The 17696-nt window shown below is 73.2% G+C and carries 17 protein-coding genes; 6 read left to right on the top strand and 11 right to left on the bottom strand.

Annotated features, from left to right (window positions below; translation table 11 throughout):
* Positions 1-153: 153 nt before the first annotated feature.
* From ACZ59A_RS04150 to ACZ59A_RS04165, 4 genes are all read right to left on the bottom strand, one after another.
* Positions 154-1563, bottom strand: a complete 1410-nt coding sequence (locus tag ACZ59A_RS04150) for a deoxyguanosinetriphosphate triphosphohydrolase (RefSeq protein WP_470953229.1) — start codon at positions 1561-1563, stop codon at positions 154-156.
* Entirely contained in the window at positions 1560-2363 is an 804-nt protein-coding gene (locus ACZ59A_RS04155; protein ID WP_470953231.1) for a sirohydrochlorin chelatase, read from the bottom strand. Before ACZ59A_RS04155 ends, ACZ59A_RS04150 begins: the two co-directional genes overlap by 4 nt.
* Before the next feature lie 763 nt (positions 2364-3126).
* The gene (locus ACZ59A_RS04160; protein ID WP_470953234.1) at positions 3127-3582 is read right to left on the bottom strand and encodes a MarR family winged helix-turn-helix transcriptional regulator; all 456 of its coding nucleotides are present in this window, start codon (positions 3580-3582) and stop codon (positions 3127-3129) included.
* A 34-nt stretch (positions 3583-3616) separates the two neighbouring features.
* Positions 3617-4597, bottom strand: coding sequence for an adenosine deaminase (locus tag ACZ59A_RS04165; protein WP_468054734.1), 981 nt, complete (start codon positions 4595-4597; stop codon positions 3617-3619).
* Positions 4598-4715: 118 nt separating this feature from the next.
* Here ACZ59A_RS04165 and ACZ59A_RS04170 point away from each other — a divergent pair, with 118 nt between their 5' ends.
* The 3 genes from ACZ59A_RS04170 to ACZ59A_RS04180 all read left to right on the top strand — a co-directional run bounded on the left by ACZ59A_RS04170 (position 4716) and on the right by ACZ59A_RS04180 (position 6088).
* Positions 4716-5072, top strand: a complete 357-nt coding sequence (locus tag ACZ59A_RS04170; RefSeq protein ID WP_470953238.1) for a hypothetical protein — start codon at positions 4716-4718, stop codon at positions 5070-5072.
* Positions 5069-5317, top strand: a complete 249-nt coding sequence (locus tag ACZ59A_RS04175; protein ID WP_470953241.1) for a hypothetical protein — start codon at positions 5069-5071, stop codon at positions 5315-5317. The genes ACZ59A_RS04170 and ACZ59A_RS04175 overlap by 4 nt, the downstream gene beginning before the upstream one ends.
* A 66-nt stretch (positions 5318-5383) precedes the next feature.
* A complete protein-coding gene (locus ACZ59A_RS04180) occupies positions 5384-6088 on the top strand; it encodes a SanA/YdcF family protein (RefSeq protein WP_470953244.1) in 705 nt (234 codons plus the stop codon).
* A gap of 51 nt (positions 6089-6139) precedes the next feature.
* Here ACZ59A_RS04180 and cutA read toward each other — a convergent pair whose 3' ends face one another.
* The gene (gene cutA / locus ACZ59A_RS04185) at positions 6140-6463 is read right to left on the bottom strand and encodes a divalent-cation tolerance protein CutA (protein ID WP_470953247.1); all 324 of its coding nucleotides are present in this window, start codon (positions 6461-6463) and stop codon (positions 6140-6142) included.
* Positions 6464-6580: 117 nt separating this feature from the next.
* On the opposite strand from cutA, the gene ACZ59A_RS04190 reads away from it, so the two are divergent.
* Positions 6581-6940: a cupin domain-containing protein gene (locus ACZ59A_RS04190; RefSeq protein ID WP_446461794.1), complete on the top strand. Its 360-nt coding sequence runs from the start codon at positions 6581-6583 to the stop codon at positions 6938-6940.
* 95 nt (positions 6941-7035) lie between these two features.
* Here ACZ59A_RS04190 and ACZ59A_RS04195 read toward each other — a convergent pair whose 3' ends face one another.
* Positions 7036-9603, bottom strand: a complete 2568-nt coding sequence (locus ACZ59A_RS04195; protein ID WP_470953250.1) for a CBM35 domain-containing protein — start codon at positions 9601-9603, stop codon at positions 7036-7038.
* Positions 9600-10670, bottom strand: a complete 1071-nt coding sequence (locus ACZ59A_RS04200; RefSeq protein ID WP_470954637.1) for a LacI family DNA-binding transcriptional regulator — start codon at positions 10668-10670, stop codon at positions 9600-9602. Before ACZ59A_RS04200 ends, ACZ59A_RS04195 begins: the two co-directional genes overlap by 4 nt.
* Positions 10671-10749: 79 nt before the next feature.
* Here ACZ59A_RS04200 and ACZ59A_RS04205 point away from each other — a divergent pair, with 79 nt between their 5' ends.
* Complete coding sequence (locus ACZ59A_RS04205; protein WP_470953252.1) at positions 10750-12945, top strand: alpha-galactosidase; 2196 nt, start codon at positions 10750-10752, stop codon at positions 12943-12945.
* Here ACZ59A_RS04205 and ACZ59A_RS04210 read toward each other — a convergent pair.
* Both ACZ59A_RS04210 and ACZ59A_RS04215 read right to left on the bottom strand, forming a co-directional pair.
* Positions 12942-13835 (bottom strand): hypothetical protein, encoded by an 894-nt coding sequence (locus tag ACZ59A_RS04210; RefSeq protein WP_470953254.1) that lies wholly within the window; start codon positions 13833-13835, stop codon positions 12942-12944. The two genes, ACZ59A_RS04205 and ACZ59A_RS04210, sit on opposite strands and share 4 nt — an antisense overlap.
* Before the next feature lie 53 nt (positions 13836-13888).
* Complete coding sequence (locus ACZ59A_RS04215; RefSeq protein ID WP_470953256.1) at positions 13889-14506, bottom strand: TIGR04222 domain-containing membrane protein; 618 nt, start codon at positions 14504-14506, stop codon at positions 13889-13891.
* Between the two features lie 176 nt (positions 14507-14682).
* Here ACZ59A_RS04215 and ACZ59A_RS04220 point away from each other — a divergent pair, with 176 nt between their 5' ends.
* Positions 14683-15840, top strand: coding sequence for a GDSL-type esterase/lipase family protein (locus ACZ59A_RS04220; RefSeq protein ID WP_470953258.1), 1158 nt, complete (start codon positions 14683-14685; stop codon positions 15838-15840).
* A 93-nt stretch (positions 15841-15933) separates the two neighbouring features.
* Here the strand turns inward: ACZ59A_RS04220 and ACZ59A_RS04225 are convergent, their stop codons facing one another.
* Together ACZ59A_RS04225 and ACZ59A_RS04230 are read right to left on the bottom strand one after the other, a co-directional pair.
* On the bottom strand, positions 15934-16563 hold the full coding sequence (locus ACZ59A_RS04225; RefSeq protein WP_470953260.1) for a maltokinase N-terminal cap-like domain-containing protein: 630 nt from the start codon (positions 16561-16563) through the stop codon (positions 15934-15936).
* A gap of 224 nt (positions 16564-16787) precedes the next feature.
* Positions 16788-17570: a sulfite exporter TauE/SafE family protein gene (locus tag ACZ59A_RS04230; protein ID WP_470953262.1), complete on the bottom strand. Its 783-nt coding sequence runs from the start codon at positions 17568-17570 to the stop codon at positions 16788-16790.
* Between the last annotated feature and the right edge of the window lie 126 nt (positions 17571-17696).

Consider the following 17696-nt stretch of genomic DNA (forward strand, 5'->3'; position numbering starts at 1 on the left):
GGCGGTGCCTCTGCGTTTGCTTTTACCCCGGTCGCGTCGACCAGTCGCATCAGCCGGAGCTTTGGCCATGGGGAGCCTCGTGGGAGCCTCCCGCACCTAGCGGGACGGGGGAAGGGGGCCGCGCGGAGTGGCGGGAACGGGTCGCGGGGGGGGTCATACGTGGCGGGCGGAGCGCGGCGCCGTGAGGCGGGCATGGAGGGAGCGGGCCGAGGCGTCCGTCAAGGCGGCGATCTGGTCCACGATCGCGCGCAGCCGCCCCGTCTCGTCGCCCGCCGCGTCGGCCGCGTCGAACAGGGCGCGGAACTGCGGGTCGAGCCCGTCGGGCGCGCGGGCGATCAGCGCCTCGCCCAGCTCGGCGATGACGACGCGCTGGTCGGCGCGGACCAGCTCCTGGTCGGCGCGCTGGATGACGTAACGGTCCGCGACCGCCTTCAGCACCGCGCACTCCAGCCGGGCCGGGCGCGGCACCACCAGCTCGGCGCGGTAGCGGGTGAACCGGCCCGTACCGTACGCCGCCCGGGTGGCGGCCTCCGCGGCGAGGCAGAACCGGCCGATCAGCTGGCTCGTGGCGTCCTTGAGGCGGGCTTGGGCGACGGACGTGCCGTCGTAGCCGTGCGGCCACCACTCCTGGTCGAGCAGCCGGTCCAGCGCCTCGGCCAGCTCCTCCGTCTCCGCGCCCGGCGCGTAGCGGGCGGCGGCGACCGCGAACACCTCGCGCCGCTCGGGCTCGGCGAGCAGGCTGTTCGGGTCGAGATGGCCCGCGTGCAGGCCGTCCTCGACGTCGTGCACCGAATACGCCACGTCGTCCGCCCAGTCCATGACCTGGGCCTCGAACGGGGTGCGCTGGTCGGGCGCGCCGCGCCGGAACCAGGCGAAGACCGGGAGATCGTCCTCGTACACCCCGAACTTCGGCGAGCCGGGGTCGCTGGGGTGACCGCCGCGCGGCCAGGGGTATTTGGTGGCCGCGTCCAGGGCCGCCCGAGTGAGGTTGAGGCCGACGCTGACCGGCTCACCGGTCTCCGCGTCGGGGACGAACCGCTTCGGTTCGAGCCGGGCCAGCAGGCGCAGCGACTGGGCGTTCCCCTCGAAGCCGCCGCAGTCGCGGGCCACCTCGTTGAGAGCCTGTTCGCCGTTGTGGCCGAAGGGCGGGTGGCCTAGGTCATGGGCGAGGCAGGCCATCTCCACCAGGTCCGGATCGCAGCCGAGGGCGGCCCCCAGCTCACGGCCCACCTGGGCGCACTCGAGGGAGTGGGTCAGGCGCGTACGGGGTGTGGCGTCCCAGGCCGGGGTGCGGGCGGCGGGGCCGAGATCGGCGGCCGGTGCAGCGGGGACGACCTGTGTCTTTCCGGCCAGTCGGCGCAGCGCGGCGGAGTGCAGCACCCGGGCCCGGTCCCGCTGGAACGCCGTCCGGCCCGGCCGCTTGTCGGGCTCCTGGACCCAGCGCTCCAGGTCCGCCGCGTCATAGCCGGGGGTCGTGGGTGTGGCGGTGCGGTCCGCGGTGCGGTCCGCGGTGCGGGCTCGGTCTGCGGTGCGATCTGTCGTACGACCTGCTCTGCGGCTCATACACCGACAGTAACCGCCCGGTAGGACAGTGGAGCAGCGGCGAGGGCCTGTTCGTAGCGGTGGAGCACCAGCCGGGCGACGGCCGGGTGCGCGCCGAGCGGGGCCGCCGCGACGCCGGGAGCGGCGTCCGCGCACTGGGTCGCGAAGCGGCCGGGGGCGGTGAAGTACGAGGCCACGGCGATGTCGTGGTGGTGGCGGTGGTGTGGGGTGAGGGTGCGTACAGCGTCGGCCACGGTGGGTGCGGTGGCGGAAGCGTAGGCCGGGACGACCGGTATGCCGCCGAGCCGGGCGCTGAGCAGGTTGGCGGTCGCGGTGGTGTCGACGGCCGCGTCGGGGTCGCGGGAACCGGCGGCGGCGAGGACGACGGCGCGGGGGTGGTGCGGGGTTCGGTGGTGCGCGCCTCGGTGCCGCCGGGCGGCCTCCTTCAGGCGGGCGTGCAGTGCCTCGGCGAGCAGCGGGTGGGGGCCGAGGGGTGCGGCGACGCGCGTGGTGAGGTGGGCCGCCTGCGCGGCTGCCGCCGGAAGGTCCTCCTTGACGTGGTAGCCGCGGCCGAGCAGCAGCGGTACGAGGACGGCTTCGCCGCGGAGTGCCGCGAGGGTGTCGGTGAGCAGCGGTCGGTTCAGCTCGATGTGCCCGAGCCGTACGGGCACGTCGGGCCGCAGGGCCCTGACCGCGTTCACGAGCGCCGTCACGGTGCGCAGCGCCGCCGGGTCCCGGCTGCCGTGCGCCACGGCGACCAGCGTCGGGGGACGCGCGCCGGTGGGGAGGCTGGCGGGGAGGGGGCGGAGCAACGCTGTCATGACGTGACTGTGGCAGGGGCGTATTGCGCCGCCGTTGCGCGGCTGTGACGGGTGATTGCGCCGACTTCACGGTGGGGGGTGGGGCGGGCTGAGGTGGGTGCGGGTTGTTGGTGGGTGTCAGGTGCGGGTGGTTGGTGGGGGCGCGGTCGCTGGGGTGGTGGGTGCCAGGTGCGGGTGGTCGGTGGGGGCGCGGTCGCTGGGGTGGTGGGTGCCAGGTGCGGGTGGTCGGTGGGGGCGCGGTCGCTGGGGTGGTGGGTGCCAGGTGCGGCGCCTCCGGGGCAGGGCCCTGGACCGTATATTTACGGCGCCGCCGACGTAGAGCGTGACGTGAACGCGGGGCGATCGGCGCCACAAATACACGACAGCGTCCAGGACCCCACCCCTGCACCCCCGCCCCCTCCCGCCGAGCAGCGGCTCCCCACCGGTGCCCCCGGGCCCCGGTCCGTTCCGGCTCGCCCGGACGCCAGGTGCCGGGCGGGGGTGGGAGCGCCCCCGCCCCCTCGCGGCGTTCAGCGGCGCCCCGCCGGTGACCCCGGACCCGGTTCCGTTCCGGCCCGCCCGGACGCCAGGTGCCGGGCGGGGGTGGGCGCGCCCCGCCCCCTCGCGACGTCCAGCGGCACCCCGCCGGTGACCCCGGGCCCGGTTCCGTTCCGGCCCGCCCGGAGACCGGGTGCCGGGCGGGGGTGGGAGCGCCCCGCCCCCTCGCGGCGTCGGCCCGGCTCGCCCGGAGGCCGGCGCTGGGTGGGGGTGCGGTCTGTTCGGGTCAGTGGTGCCAGGCTTGGCCGTGGGTGTTGTGGATCATGCGCTGGAGGACCTTGAGGGTGGCGACGTAGTCCTCTTCGGGGATGCCGTCGTGGATGCGCTTCCGCATCACCAGCTGGTGGTCCGCCGCTCGGGCGTGGAGGGTGTGGCCCTCGGGGGTCAGGTGGAGGCGGTCGGCGGTGGTGGTCAGCAGGCCGCGGTCCAGGAGGGCGTCGATCTCGGGATCCAGGGCGGCGCCCACGTCCAGGTAGCCCTGGAGGACGGCCCGCACCTCGTCGCGGGTGCGGCCGTCCTCGCCGCCGTCGTGGACCTGGTTCAGCGTCCACCACTGGGGCTGGCTGAGGCCGAATTCCGACAGCCCTTCGCGGATGTAGGTGACGACGGACTTGGAGGCGGCCCAGCTCCAGTAGCCGATGGGCTGGCGGATCAGTTCGGTGTCGCTGTGTGAGTACTCCATGGCGACGAACGTAGAAGTTGAACCAAGGTTGAGGTCAAGACGCGTCGAGTTCCTTCAGGTACGCGGCACGTGTCTCCTCGTCCAGGAAGGAGGCCAGGAAGGAGTTGCGGGCCAGAGTGCGCAGCGTCGCCCGGTCGAGGCCGAGGGCGTCCCGTACGGCGGTGAAGTTGTCCTCCGCGTAGCCGCCGAAGTAGGAGGGGTCGTCGGAGTTGACGGTCACCAGCAGACCGGCGTCCAGCATCGCGGGGAGGGGGTGGTCGGCGAGGTGGTCGACGACGCGGAGGCGGACGTTGGAGAGGGGGCAGACGGTCAGCGGGACCTGGTCGGCGACCAGCCGGGCCACCAGGGTGTCGTCCTCCAGGCAGCGGACGCCGTGGTCGACGCGGTCGACGCCGAGGATGTCCAGCGCCTCCCAGACGTACGCGGGCGGCCCCTCCTCGCCCGCGTGCGCGACGCACTTCAGCCCGGCCTCCCGGGCCAGCGCGTACACCTCGCGGAACTTGGACGGCGGGTGGCCGACCTCGGCCGAGTCGAGGCCGACGGCGGTGATCCGGTCGAGGTAGGGGCGGGCGGATTCGAAGGTCGCCAGGGCCGATTCGGCGGTCTCGTCCCGCAGGAAGCACATGATCAGGCGGGTGGTGATGCCGTGGGTGCGCGGGGCTGCGTCGAGGGCGCGGGTGAGGCCGCGGATGACGGTGCCGATGTCGACACCGCGGGCGGTGTGCGCCTGCGGGTCGAAGAAGATCTCGGCGTGCCGGACGCCCTGCTCGCGGGCGCGGGCGAGGTAGGCGTTGGTGAGGTCGGCGAAGTCGTCCTCGGTGCGCAGGACCGCCATCAGCGCGTAGTAGAGGTTGAGGAAGTCCTGCAGGTCGGTGAAGGAGTACGCGGCGCGCAGCTCGTCCTGGGTGGCGTAGGGCAGCTCGATGCCGTTGCGCTCGGCGAGCGCGAAGGCGAGATCGGGCTCCAGGGTGCCCTCGATGTGGAGGTGGAGTTCGGCTTTGGGGAGCGGCGGCACGGCTGGGATCACCTGCTGGTTTCGCTGACGGGGAAGTCTCACAGACTAACGGGGCGGCGACCCGTGCCTGAGCGGTAGGCTCGCGTCGGGAGCGCACTCAGGGACACAGGAGGTCACCGTGAGCAGTCAGCCGACAGAGGCGAGCGGCCCGTTGATCCCCATGCCACCCCTGACCCCGGACGCACTTCGGGCCGCGGTCGCACAGATCGTGCCCAGTCGTCTTCCCGAGTTGAACGAGCACTTGGCGAACGCGGCGACAAGCGCTCAGCGCACCAGTAGCGTCGGCCCACTGCGGGCGTTCACGACGCACTGGGGAACCCTCGTCAACATCGAGCGCTGGCCGCGGCGCGCCGCCCGCTTCCACGCATGCGAGGAACTGGCAGCCGACCCCCGGGCCGACGCGGACGAGGCCCGCGCCGCAGCCAGCGAAGTCAGCCGCATCCTGCGGGTCGCGGGCGAGGAGATCGGTGCGTGAGCGACGTATGGAGGTGGGAGTACGACCCGGACGCGGAACATGTCGTCGGTGGCCTTCCGCCGCATGTCGTCACCGAGGTGGAACGGCTCGCCCATGAGCTGGCCGTTCTGGGCCGTGACGCCGCCGAAGTAGGCGCCGGGCACATGCTGCGCAACCTGGCCTTCCTCGATATGGGCCTGCTGTACTTCCTGCCTGTGCCCAGTCAACAGCTGATCGCGGTGGTCCGCGTCACCTGGGCCGGATGAGGCAACCGCTCCCGCCTCCGTGACGTCAGTGCTGGCGAGGGTCGCGGACGGAAGGAACGGCGGGGCATGCTCGGGGGACGGCGGATAGGCGCGGCGATGGGCGGCCTGAGGTTGCCGCGGACGCGGGGTGGGTGGCGGCGGGCGTTTCAGGTGGGCGTGCTCGTCAGCGTGCTGGCGCTGCTGCCCGCGACCTGGCTGTGGGTGAGCACCGACGGGCGGGTGCGGGCGGGGGCCGGGGACGTGCCGTCGGCGCCGGTCGCGGTGGTGTTCGGGGCCGGGCTGTGGGACGGGGAGCCGTCGCCGTATCTGGCGCACCGGCTGGACGCGGCCGTCGCGCTGTACCGGGACGGGAAGGTACGGGCGCTGCTGGTCACCGGGGACAACAGCCGCGACGACTACGACGAGCCGAACGCGATGCGTGCCTATCTGGTGAAGCGGGGCGTGCCGGACCGGCGCATCGTGAGCGATTACGCGGGCTTCGACACCTGGGACTCGTGCAGCCGGGCCCGGCGGGTATTCGGGGTGCACCGGGCGGTGCTGGTGAGCCAGGGGTTCCATATCCGCCGGGCGGTGGCGCTGTGCGGGGCGGCGGGGATCGACGCGTACGGGGTCGCGGTGGCCGAGCCGCACGACGCGACGTGGGGCTTCGGCGGGCTGCGGGAGACCGTGGCGGCGAGCAAGGCGGTGCTCGACGCCACGTTCCGGCCCGATCCGCACTTCCTGGGGCCCCGGGAGCGGGGTATCAGCGAGGCGTTGACGGTGGACAGGTAGTGGATAGCGGGTGACGGATACTGGATGACGGGTGACAGATAGTGGTATCTGTCAGTTGATCGTCGTTTCCGCCACCACCCACGCCAGATAGTCCTCGCTGCCCCGCGTGATCGGCGTCGCGATCACTTCCGGCGTCTCGTAGTCGTGCGCCTCGCGGAGGTGCGCCTCCAGCTCCTCGTAGCGCGCGGCCGTCGTCTTGAAGAGCACCTGCCACTCGGCGGCGGTCTCGATGGTGTCCTGCCATCGGTAGACGGAGGTCACCGGCTGGCTGATCTGCGCGCAGGCCGCCAGCCGGGCTTCCACGGCGCCGCGCGCCAGCGCCTCCGCCTTCTCGGGGGTGTCGGTGGTCGTCAGGACGGTCAGGTAGTCGGCCACGGTTGCCTCTCTCGATGTCGCGGGGTGTCGCGGGGTGCGGACTGGCGCGCATCACGCTAGCCGGTGACGATTGAGGGAACCCGGCGACCATCAGATCAGGCCGATCGAGGGGCACTCATGGATGACCTCACCGCGCTCGCGCGCCACCATCTGGACCAGGCGAAGGCCGATCCGCACGGGCGCAGCGCGCATCTGTTCCTGCATGACGGGCCGCTGCGGCAGAGCGTGATCGCGATGGTCTCCGGCTGCGAGCTGGACGAGCACAACGCTCCCCCTGCGGCCAGCCTGCACGTGCTGCACGGCCATGTGCGGCTGACCGGGAGCGGGGTGCGCACGGATCTCATCGCCGGGCAGGTGGAGCGCGTTCCGCATGAGCGGCACGGGATGCTCGCGCTGGAGGACTCGGTGGTGCTGCTGACCGCCGTGACCGCCACCGTGGGCTGCCCCACCCCCACCGAGGACGCGGCGACCGCCTGAGGGCCACCGCCCCGGTGCCGTACCGCGTCGGCACCGGAGCGGTGTTCGGGCCCCGGTGCGGTGCACGTCGCACCGGGGCCATCGTGCGAACGGCGTCAGCCGATGACCGGGGCCAGGTCGATCCGGTCGAGGTTGGGGGCGTACGCGCCCGGGTTGGCGAAGGTGACCGTGTTGGTGCCCTTGGCGAGGTCGACGGGGACGGCCAGGGTCCAGTAGTCGTCCCAGCCCCAGGTGTTCTTGAACATCACGCGCCGGGGCTTGCCCTGGCCGACCGTGATGTCCGCGCCGCGCGAGACGATGTCGGTGTTGTACGCGTGGCCGTTGTCGCGCCGCTCGTTGTTCGCGTAGCGGACCGCCATCAGGTACCGCCCCGCGGCCGGGGCCCGGACGGTGAGGGTGGCGGTGTTGGACACGCCATTGCCGAGCCAGCCGACGTAAGCGCCGCCCGAGGCGTGCGCGCCGGACTCGGGCTTCGCGGCGCCGGACAGGGTGCCGCTCTCCGCCTCGTATCCGCGCACGCCCGCCGTGTCGTCGCCCGCGCCCGTGACGTCCAGGGAGCGCAGCCGGACGGGCACCGCTCCGGCCGGGGCGGCGGTGACGCGGTTGTTTCCGGCGGTCAGGTAGAGCCGCCGGGAGGTGGTCGTGGCCGCCCCGTGCGCGGTGAGCTTCAGCGGGCCCCCAGTCGCGCGCGGGGTCACCGCGTAGTAGCCCTCGCGGGGGGCGTAGACGTCGAAGACCGCGCTGTCCCGGGCGCCGAGAACGAGGGAGCCGGTGCCGGTTCCGGTCGCCGAGGCATAGTCGTACGAGGGGCTGCCGGTGGTGTCGGCGAGCGTGGCCTCGTACGCGGTGGACGGCTTCATGGCGGCCGTGAGGTCGACGCGGTCGAGGGTCACCTCGGCGGTGTCATGGGCCAGGGCGATGACGTGGCGGCCCGCGGACAGGCGGACCGGGAGGGTCTTGAGGCCGCGGTAGGTCCAGTTCTCGGTGGAGGGGTAGGCGACGGTGCGGGCCGCGCCGCCGTCGACCGTGAGCCGCTGGGTGGCCGGGCCGCCGCTCTGGTTGCCGTAGAGGACGGAGAGGTCGTAGTCCCCGGTGCGGGGGACGTCCACGGTGAAGGCCACCTTGCTGGTGTCCTGGCTGAGAGAGCCGACGTCCTTGGTGCCGGAGGCGGCGTAGCCGTTGGCGTTGGCGACAGTGCCCTGGGTGTAGACCTTGCCCCCGGTGATCGCCGCGTCCTCCGCCTCGTACGCCGCGTGCCACGACACCTCCGCGGGCTGCGGGGTGCCGCTGCCCGCCGGGGTGAGCACGATCCGGTACGCGGACATACGGTCCATGCCGGTGAGCGGCACGGTCACCGAGCCGTCCGGGCGGACGGTCAGCTTCGTCCGGGCCAGGGTGCGGGGGGCGGCGTGCGCGCCCTCGTAGCCGGACCAGGCGGCCTCCGAGACGGCGGCGGTGACCTGGCGGCCGAAGACCTTCGGGTCGACGTGGCCGATCGTCACGTTCGCGTCGCCCGCCGCCCCGCCGACCAGCACCTGCGCCTGACGCTTGGCGGTGTCGTAGGAGGCCAGGCCCTGGAGGGTGTCGACGGTGTCGGGGGTGGGCGGGGTGACCTTGACGGTCCGGCCGGTCATGGTGGCGTACCAGCGGAAGAACCACCACGCGCCGTTGGGGATGTTGGCTTGGGCGACGCTGCCGGAGAGGTTGCCCGCGGCGTCCCAGTACGCCTGGTCGGCGTAGACCTTGTTGCGCTCGAACAGGGAGACCCACTGGACCAGTTGGCCGGGGACGGACAAATCGCGGCGGTTGGCGTACTCGTCGATGTTGATCGGACGCGGTGTGATCCCCGCGCGCTTCTCCAGGGCGCGGTAGTCGTCGTAGTGGCTCTGGAAGTCGCGCAGGGAGTCCGGCCCCAGCTCATGCCAGGTGGTGACCTCGGGCAGCACCTTCTCCCGCTTCGCCCAGGTCAGGAAGTCGCCCATCAGGCGGGAGTGGTACGAGGACTCGTTGGGGCCCGCGATACGGGCGTCCGGGTCGATGGCGCGGATGCGGTCGTGGACGGTCTTCCAGTCGCGGAAGAAGCGGTCGCGGTTCTTCTCGTACGTGGCCTGGTCGGCGACGCCGAGCTTGTACCAGATCTGGTCGGGCTCGTTGAACGGGACGTAGACGAAGTGCTCGCTGTTGGGGGCGTCGGCTATGTCGCGGACGACCTTGTCGACCTTGGTGAGGTAGTCGTCGATGCCCAGGTCCTCGTACGGCCACTTCGCGTAGATGTCCTGCATCATCACCAGGACGTCGCCGCCGCCGTTGCGGAGATACGGCTTGGAGACGGTGACGGCGTCGCCGTTCGGGTGCTGGGCGCCGCCCTCCGGCTTCTGGGTGACGGTGGTGAGCTTCAGCGGCGCGAGGGCGGCGTCGGTCGGCACGCCGTCGTCGCTCAGCCCGTACAGCGACCCGTTGGCGCCGTGCAGGACGGGGCCCTCGGGGGCGGCGAGGTCGACGGAGACGGACTGGGCGGCCTTCGTGGCCTTCGGGGCGGCCGCCGGGCTTTCGGCTTCGGCGGGGACGGCCGCCGTGAGGAGCGCGGCGGCGAGGGCGGTGGCGGTGGCGGCTGTGCGTATCCGGTGTCGGACGTATCTGCCGGATCTGCTGGACCTGCTCATGCGCGGGGAACCTCCGAGGGTGGGTTCGGCGGTGACGGATCCGGCGGTGGGCCGGAGCTTTCGCGGACGATCAGCAGCGGTACGGAGACGGGGCGCGGCGCGACCGGTTCGGCCTCCTCGACCAGGCCGTACAACCGGCCGAAGGCGGCCCGGCCCAGGCCCGTGAAGTCGAGCCGTACGGTCGTCAGGGAGGGCGTGAGGAACGCGGAGTGCGGGGCGTCGTCGAAACCGGCCACGCTCACCTCGTCCGGGATCGCCCGGCCCGCCTCGTGCAGCGCCCGGATCACCCCGAGCGCGAGGTCGTCGTTGCCGCACAGGATCGCGGTGACGGACGGGTCGCGGGCCAGCCGCCGCCCCGCCCCGTAGCCCCCGGCCGGATCCCAGCTCCCGGACAGCGGCCGCGGCTCCGGCGCCCCGGCCGCGCGCAGCGCGTCCCGCCAGCCCGCGGTGCGCTGGCCGGTGCGGCGGGTGCTGGAGGGGATGGCGACGTAGTGCACCGTCTCGTGGCCGAGGTCCAGCAGATGGCGGGTGGCGGTGCGGGCCGCCGCGCGGTCGTCCGTCCACACCCAGGGGCGGTGTTCGGCGGGCGGCCGGGTGGGGGTCTCGACCACGCCCACGACCGGGAGTTCGGCGGGTACGGCGGCCAGGGCCCGGACCCCGGCGGTGTCGTACGCCATCACGATCAGCCCGCCGCCGGTGTCGGCGGCCCGCCGCACCTCGGCCCGGACGTCGGCCACGGTGTCGGACTCCAGGACGCCGATGGCGACGGTGTAACCGGCGGCGCGGGCGGCCTCCTCGATGCCCTGGAGGGTGGCGGCGTAGCCGTAGTGCGTGGTGTTGGCGGTCAGCACGGTGACCGACCGGGTGCGCCCGCTGGCCAGGGCGAGCGCGGTGGCGCTGCGGCGGAAGCCGAGGGCCTGGATCGCGGCGAGGACGCGTTCGCGGGTGGCGGGTTTGACGCTCGGATGGTCGTTGATCACCCGGGAGACGGTCTGGTACGAGACGCCCGCGGCGGTGGCGACATCGCGGATGCCGGGCCGCTTGGGGCCTCTTGTGTGACCGGTCACATGCACGCCAGGATTGTGACCGGTCACACAGGGGCCGTCAAGGGACGCGGCAAGCGGCGGCAGACGACAAGGGGCGGGCGTGCGGAAGACGTTCACATGGGGCCATACGGCGCTCGCGGCCGTGTTCGCGACCGGGCCGGACGGGGTGGTGCGGCTGCTGCGGCTGGGCCCGCCGGGCAGCGCCCCGCCGCCAGCCGACGCCCCACCGCCAGCCGACACCCCCGCCTCGCCGACCGACGCCGCCCCGCCGCCCGTTGTGGAGGTGCTGGCGCTCGGCCACGGCAGCGACTGGTCGGGGCAGCGGGGCATCGAGACAGCACTCGGCGCGCGGCTGCGCTACCGCGGCCACCGCGCCGAGACGGACGACGACGGCGGGGGCGACGGAGGTGGCGGGGGCGGCGGAGGCAGCGGCTGGCACCGGCTGACCCTCGACCTCCACGACCCCGGCTCCGGACTCACCGCCGAGGTCCGCTTCTCCTCCCCCGACGGCCTGCCGGTGCTGCGCTCCGAGGTGCGGCTGACCAACGAGGGCACGGATCCGCTCGTCGTCCAGGCCGTCCCCAGCCTCGTCCTCGGCGGCCTCCCCTCCCCCGACGCGCTCGACGTGCACTGGGCGCACAACGAGTGGCTGGCCGAGTGCCGTTGGGCCGCCGTACCGCTGCGCGACCGGATCGTGGACGTGTCGCGGGACGCCCACGGCCACGACAGCCGCGCCGCCCTCGTCCTCAGCAGCGTCGGCAGCTGGCCCACCGACGGCCATCTGCCGATGGGCGCCCTGACCGAGCGCGCCACCGGCCGGGCCTGGCTCTGGCAGGTGGAGTCGCCGGTGGGGTGGCGGTGGGAGGCCGGGGAGCGGGCCCATGGGACGTACGTCGCGCTCGGCGGCCCGGCCGACGCCGAGCACCAGTGGCGTATGCGGCTCGAACCCGGCGCCTCGTTCACCACCGTCCCGGCCGCCCTCGCGCTCGCCGACCGGGGCGGTTTCGACGCGGCCATGGGCCATCTCACCGCGTACCGCCGGGCCGTCCGGCGTCCGCATCCCGACCACACCGCCCTGCCCGTCGTGTTCAACGACTACATGAACACCCTGATGGGCGACCCCACCACCGAGCGGCTGCTGCCCCTGATCGAGGCCGCCGCCCGGGCCGGAGCCGAGTACTTCTGCATCGACGCGGGCTGGTACGACGACACCGGCGCCTGGTGGGACGGCGTCGGCGCCTGGCAGCCCTCCACCCGCCGCTTCCCCGGCGGGTTTCAGCTCGTCCTCGACCGCATCCACGCTCTCGGTATGGTCCCGGGGCTGTGGCTGGAGCCCGAAGTCGTCGGTGTCCGCAGCCCCGTGGCCGCCGCCCTGCCGGACGACGCCTTCTTCCAGCGCGACGGCGTACGCCTCACCGAAAACGGCCGCCACCACCTCGACCTGCGCCACCCCGCCGCGCGCCGCCACCTCGACACCACCATCGACCGGCTCGTCGGCGACTGCGGCGTCGGCTACCTCAAGCTCGACTACAACATCAGCATCGCCCCGGGCACGGACTGGGATCCGGTGCGTGGCCACGCCGCCCCCGGCGCGGGCCTGCTCGCCCACGCCCGCGCCTATCAGCGCTGGCTGGCCGCCGTGCTCGACCGCCACCCCGCCCTCGTCATCGAGAACTGCGCCTCGGGCGGCCTGCGCATGGACGGCTCCTCGCTCGCCCTCGCCCAGCTCCAGTCCACCAGCGACCAGCAGGACCCGCTCCGCTACCCGCCCATCGCCGCCGCCGCGCCGACCGCGGTGCCGCCGGAGCAGGGCGCGGTGTGGGCGTACCCGCAGCCCGGCTTCACCGACGACGAGATCCGCTTCACGCTGGCCGGTGCGCTGCTGGGCCGCGTCCATCTCTCGGGCCACCTCGACCGGATGACACCGGCCCAACTGGACCTCGTACGCGATGCCCTCGCCGCGTACCGGCAGGTGCGCCCCGACCTGCCCTCGGCCGTCCCCTTCTGGCCGCTGGGGCTGCCGGGCTGGACGGACCCGTGGGTGGCGCTGGGGCTGCGCGCCGATGGCGACCGGACGTACGTGGCGGTCTGGCACCGGGGCGACGAGACGCCCGAACGGACCCTGCCACTCCCCCACTTGGCGGGCCGCACCCTCCGCATCGAACACCTCCACCCGGCCGCCACCTCGGCAGCGACCTGGGGCGCGGACCGCGCCGAACTCACCGTCTCACTGCCCCACACCCCCACGGCGCTCCTCCTCCGCCTGACCCCCACCGAGCCCGGGGAGGACCGCTAGGCCGCCGGGCGGCGTAGGGCGCGGAGGATCTCGGCGTCGCTCGCCGGGCGGGCGGTGTGGAGCATGCGTCGCAGCTCGTCGCGGTCGGCCGGGTCGCCCGTGCCGTACGCGGTCACCGTGATCCGCATCCCGTCGCGGTGCGCCGACAGGATGATCTCGACGGTCCCGCCTCCGAGGTGGCGGGTCGTCTCGGTGATGCCGTCGCCGTCCCGTTTAGTGTCGTGGCTCAGGCGGGTGACCATGAACGCCACGTCGGCGGCGCTCGGGACGTACGGGAGGTAGTGGACGCGGAAGCCGTGGGCCGTCAGGTTCCCGTTGCCCTCGTCCACGCGGTATCCGGCGGGCGAGTCGGGCAGCAGCAGCTCCTGGCGGGCCAGGGAGGTGCCGGACATCAGGCCCCGCATCTCCTTCTCCTGCTGGGACTTGTGCGTGACGGCCGTGCCGTACGCCACCACCCCGAGCACCGCCACACCCGAGACCAGACGGACCGTCACCCCGGCGATGAACAGCGCCGCCACCAGCGCGTACGGCACCCCGCACAGCGCGGCGCGCTGCGCGGGGCCGCCCACCTGCAGCGCGCCGGAGCGCCAGGCGCCGATCCCGGCCGCGAGTCCGACCGTGCCGCCGAGGAACACCGCCATGGCCCAGCCGAGCCGCCCACCGGCCGTACGGCACGGCCTCACCACATGGCCCACCGGGGCCACGCCGACCGCGAGCACGCTGACCATGGCGGCCGCGCCGATCGCGACCGCGGGCAGCCGGTCGACGTCGAGTCCGAGCCCGCGTCCGAAGCCGATGCGGTAGGCGCGCGGCACCACCAGTGCCCCGGCCGCCCACACCAGCCCCAGATACAGGGCGAGATGCGTCCAACGTTTCCCCGTGGCCTTCACGCCTCGATCATGTCAGGGCGCATACGCCGCACACCTGAGCACCCCTACCTACTTCAGTCGCTGCCGCCACCGCCACCGCCACCGCAGGAGTGGTGGCCGCCACCGCAGGAGTAGTGGCCACCGCCGAAGTCCACGGTCCCGTCGTTGTCCGAGTCGAGGGCCCCGCCCAGGTGGAGCAGACGGCGGGTGAGGCCGGGGCCCGACGGGCTCGCCTCGCTGACGTTACGGCGCAGCGCACCCGCCGGCAGGGCAGCGGGACCCTCGAAGACGTGCGCGGGGAACGCGCCGCTCCGCTCGGCCGACTCCAGATGCCACTTGCCCGCACGGGTGAGGCGCAGGCGCCTGGGGGTGAGCAGGTCGCAGGAGATCATGCGGCGTTCGATCTCCTCCACTTCGGGCCCGGCCTCGATGGTTTCCAGCAGGTGTCGCGTGCGCAGGGAGACGTATCGGCACAGCTCGGTCACCGTGTGCTCGAAGGGGTGGCTGTCAGGGTCACCGGCTCCATCCAGGGTGTGCACACGGGAACCGCGGATCCGCACGATGCCGCGCTCATGCAGGCTGACGAGGGCGACTTCCATCATGCGCCGCGGCCCGCCGGCCAGATAGGCGACGTCGTAGAGATCCAGCGTCCGCGGCACGGGATCGGCGGTGCGCCGGAAAATGAGCCTCATCGGAATGCCCCCTTCCACCCCAACTGCTTCCTTATCGTAAGTTTTGTTCAGGCAGCGAGGTGACGAACCGTGATCACGCCAGTTCAGAGGGAGATTTGAGGTTCACCGCCGTCTGCTCATTTGCCTAAAGTCATTAGGCAAATACATAATCGCTTATGCCCCAGCGACAGACTGAGATGACGACCACCCCCATCACCGCGGAGCTCCTGCGTGGCGCCCTCGACCTGGAGCGCACCGCGCACGGAGTGCTGCCGCACCGGCTGCCCGCCCGGGCCCGCGCGCAGTGCGCCGACGGGCAGTTGGCCATGGCGGAGGCCCAGCCGTCCGGCGTGCGGCTGGTGTTCCGTACCCGGGCGACGACCGTCGAACTGGACGCGCTCCGCACCAAGAACGCCTACCAGGGCGCCCCGCCCCGCCCCGACGGGGTGTACGACCTGCTGGTGGACGGCCGCCTGGCGGCGCGGTCCAGCGTGACCGGCGGCAACGTCCGGACGATGGACATGACCACCGGGGCGGTGGAAACCGCGCCGGGCCCGGCCGGCACCGTACGGTTCTCCGGGCTGCCCGACCGCATGAAGGACGTCGAGATCTGGCTGCCGTACAACGAGATCACCGAGCTGATCGCCCTGCGCACGGACGCCGCCGTCGAGACCGTGCCGGAAGGGGGCCGCAGGGTGTGGCTGCACCACGGCAGTTCGCTCAGCCATGGGTCCGACGCCGAGAGCCCCAGCACGACCTGGCCCGCGCTGGCCGCCTCGCGCGGCGGCGTGGAGCTGATCAACCTGGGCCTGGGCGGCGGCGCGCTGCTCGATCCGTTCACCGCCCGCGCGATGCGGGACACTCCGGCGGATCTGATCAGCGTCAAGATCGGCATCAATCTGGTCAACGCCGATCTGATGCGGCTGCGCGCGTTCGGCCCGGCGGTGCACGGCTTCCTCGACACCCTCCGCGAGGGGCACCCCACCGCGCCGCTGCTGGTCGTCTCCGCCGTCTACTGCCCCATCCACGAGGACACCCCCGGCCCGTGCGCCCCGGACTTCTCCCGCCTCAGCGAGGGGAGGCTCCAGTTCCGGGCCACGGGCGACCCCGCGGAGCGCGCCGCCGGGAAGCTCACGCTCGCCGTCATACGGGACGAACTGGCCCGCATCGTGGGGCAGCGGGCGGCCGACGACCCTCATCTGCACTACCTCGACGGTCGCGACCTCTACGGCGAGGCCGACTTCGCCGAGCTGCCGCTGCCCGACCAGCTGCACCCGGACGCGGCCACCCACCGCCGCATCGGCGAACGCTTCGCCGACGCGGCGTTCGGCGACAAGGGACCGTTCAGGGAGTAGTGACGCCCGTCGGAGACGGTGATCCGGTCGCGGGCGCGCTCGGGCGTGCGGGCGGGGGCGGTACGGGTGCTGGAACCGCTGGGGCGCCGAGCGTCAGTCCACCGTCACGGCGAACAGGCCGCGGCTCTCGCCACCGTCCGACAGCCGCCAGGTGGCGGTGACATGTCCCCGCGCCTCGGGCGCCTGCCGGGCCGGGTCGAGGACGCGTGTCACGTCGAAGGTCAGCTGCCCCACGGCGAGGCGGGTGCCGTCCGGCCCGTTGGTGACGGACGCGGCGCCGACCGCGTCCGGGACGTCGGCCGCCCGGACCGTGACGGAGGGATCGGGGGTGTCGGACTCGCTCTGCATCTGCGGCTCGGCGCGGCCCTGGAGGAGGGCGGCCAACTGGGCGACGAGGACCGGGTCATGGGTGCCGTCGTACACCCACCGCTGCCCCAGCACCCCGTGCTCCGAGGTGCCGATGAGGGCCTGTTCGGCGCCGTCGAGCGGCGCGCCGCGGTAGCTGAGCGGCAGGTGGTACCAGACGGGCCGCTCCCCGGAGTCGTCCCGGACCACCATGAACTCGATCCCCACCTCGCCCTGCGGGTCGTCGAGCCGGAAGCCCCCGACCCTGGAAAGCTCCGGCGCGCGGCCCGCGCCGACGTACCACGGCTGGTCCGGAAGCCAGGGCGCCAGCAGCTCCAGCTTGGTGGGGCTCATGGTGGTCTTGTGGATGAAAGCCATGCCTCGTGAACTTCCGCCGTCGGCAGGGGGTTCCCCGAAGCGCCCTCAGCCGGGGTCCGGCATCTCGATACCCTGCGGCGGCGGACATGGCCACGGCGGCCCGCCAGAAGGCGCGGTGGAGCAGGGCCAGCAGCACGGCGAAGGCGAGGCAGAGGATCACCCCGGCCGAGAGGGGGACCGCCTCCACGCCCACGGCCAGATAGGCGACCCAGGTGGTGCCGCGGTCAGGACAGCCACTGGTCGTAGCCCAGCTTGACCACCAGCGAGACCACGACCACCACCAGCACCCCGCGCACGAAGCCGCTCCCCCGCTTCAGGGCCATGCGCGCGCCCACCATGCCGCCCGCCAGGTTGAAGCAGGCCAGGAGCGCGGCCAGGCGCCACAGCACGGTGCCCTGGGAGCCGAAGGTGAGCAGGGCGCCCAGGTTGGTGCAGACGTTGACGACCTTGGCGGTGGCCGAGGAGGTGACCAGGTCCATGCCCAGCGTCGCGGCCAGCGCGATGACCAGGAAGGTGCCGGTGCCCGGGCCGATCAGGCCGTCGTAGAAGCCAATGCCGAGGCCCGCGCCCAGCACCGCGGCGAGGACGCGGTGGCGGGAGAGCGGGCCGGTCAGGGCGGGGCCGGTGCCGAAGGCGGGGCGGAGCAGGACGAACGCGAGGACCGCCAGCAGGACGACCATGATGAGGGGGCGCAGCACGGCGCCGTCGATGCCGGAGGCGAGGGACGCACCGGCGAGGGAGCCGATGGCGGCCGCGATGCCGATGCGTACGGCGATCCGGACGTCCACCGGGGCCTTGCGGGCGTACGTGACTGCGGCGCCCGTCGTACCGCAGATGGCGATCGCCTTGTTGGTGCCGAGGATGTACGTGGGCGGGAAGCCCGGCAGCCCGACCAGCAGGGCGGGGAGCAGCAGCAGTCCGCCGCCGCCCACCACGGCGTCGATCCAGCCCGCCGCCCCGGCGGCCAGACAGAGCAGGAGCAACGTCATCAGCGGTATGTCAGGCATGACCAGGAGCCTATGGGGCGGGTTCGGCCGGGCCCGGAGGCGGGCGCGCCTACCGCATGTTCGGGCCGCTGTGAAGGCGTGATCCGTCACGGGTGAGAGTTTGGCAACTACCAGACGCAACTGATC

Source organism: Streptomyces sp. NPDC040405 (assembly GCF_055595765.1).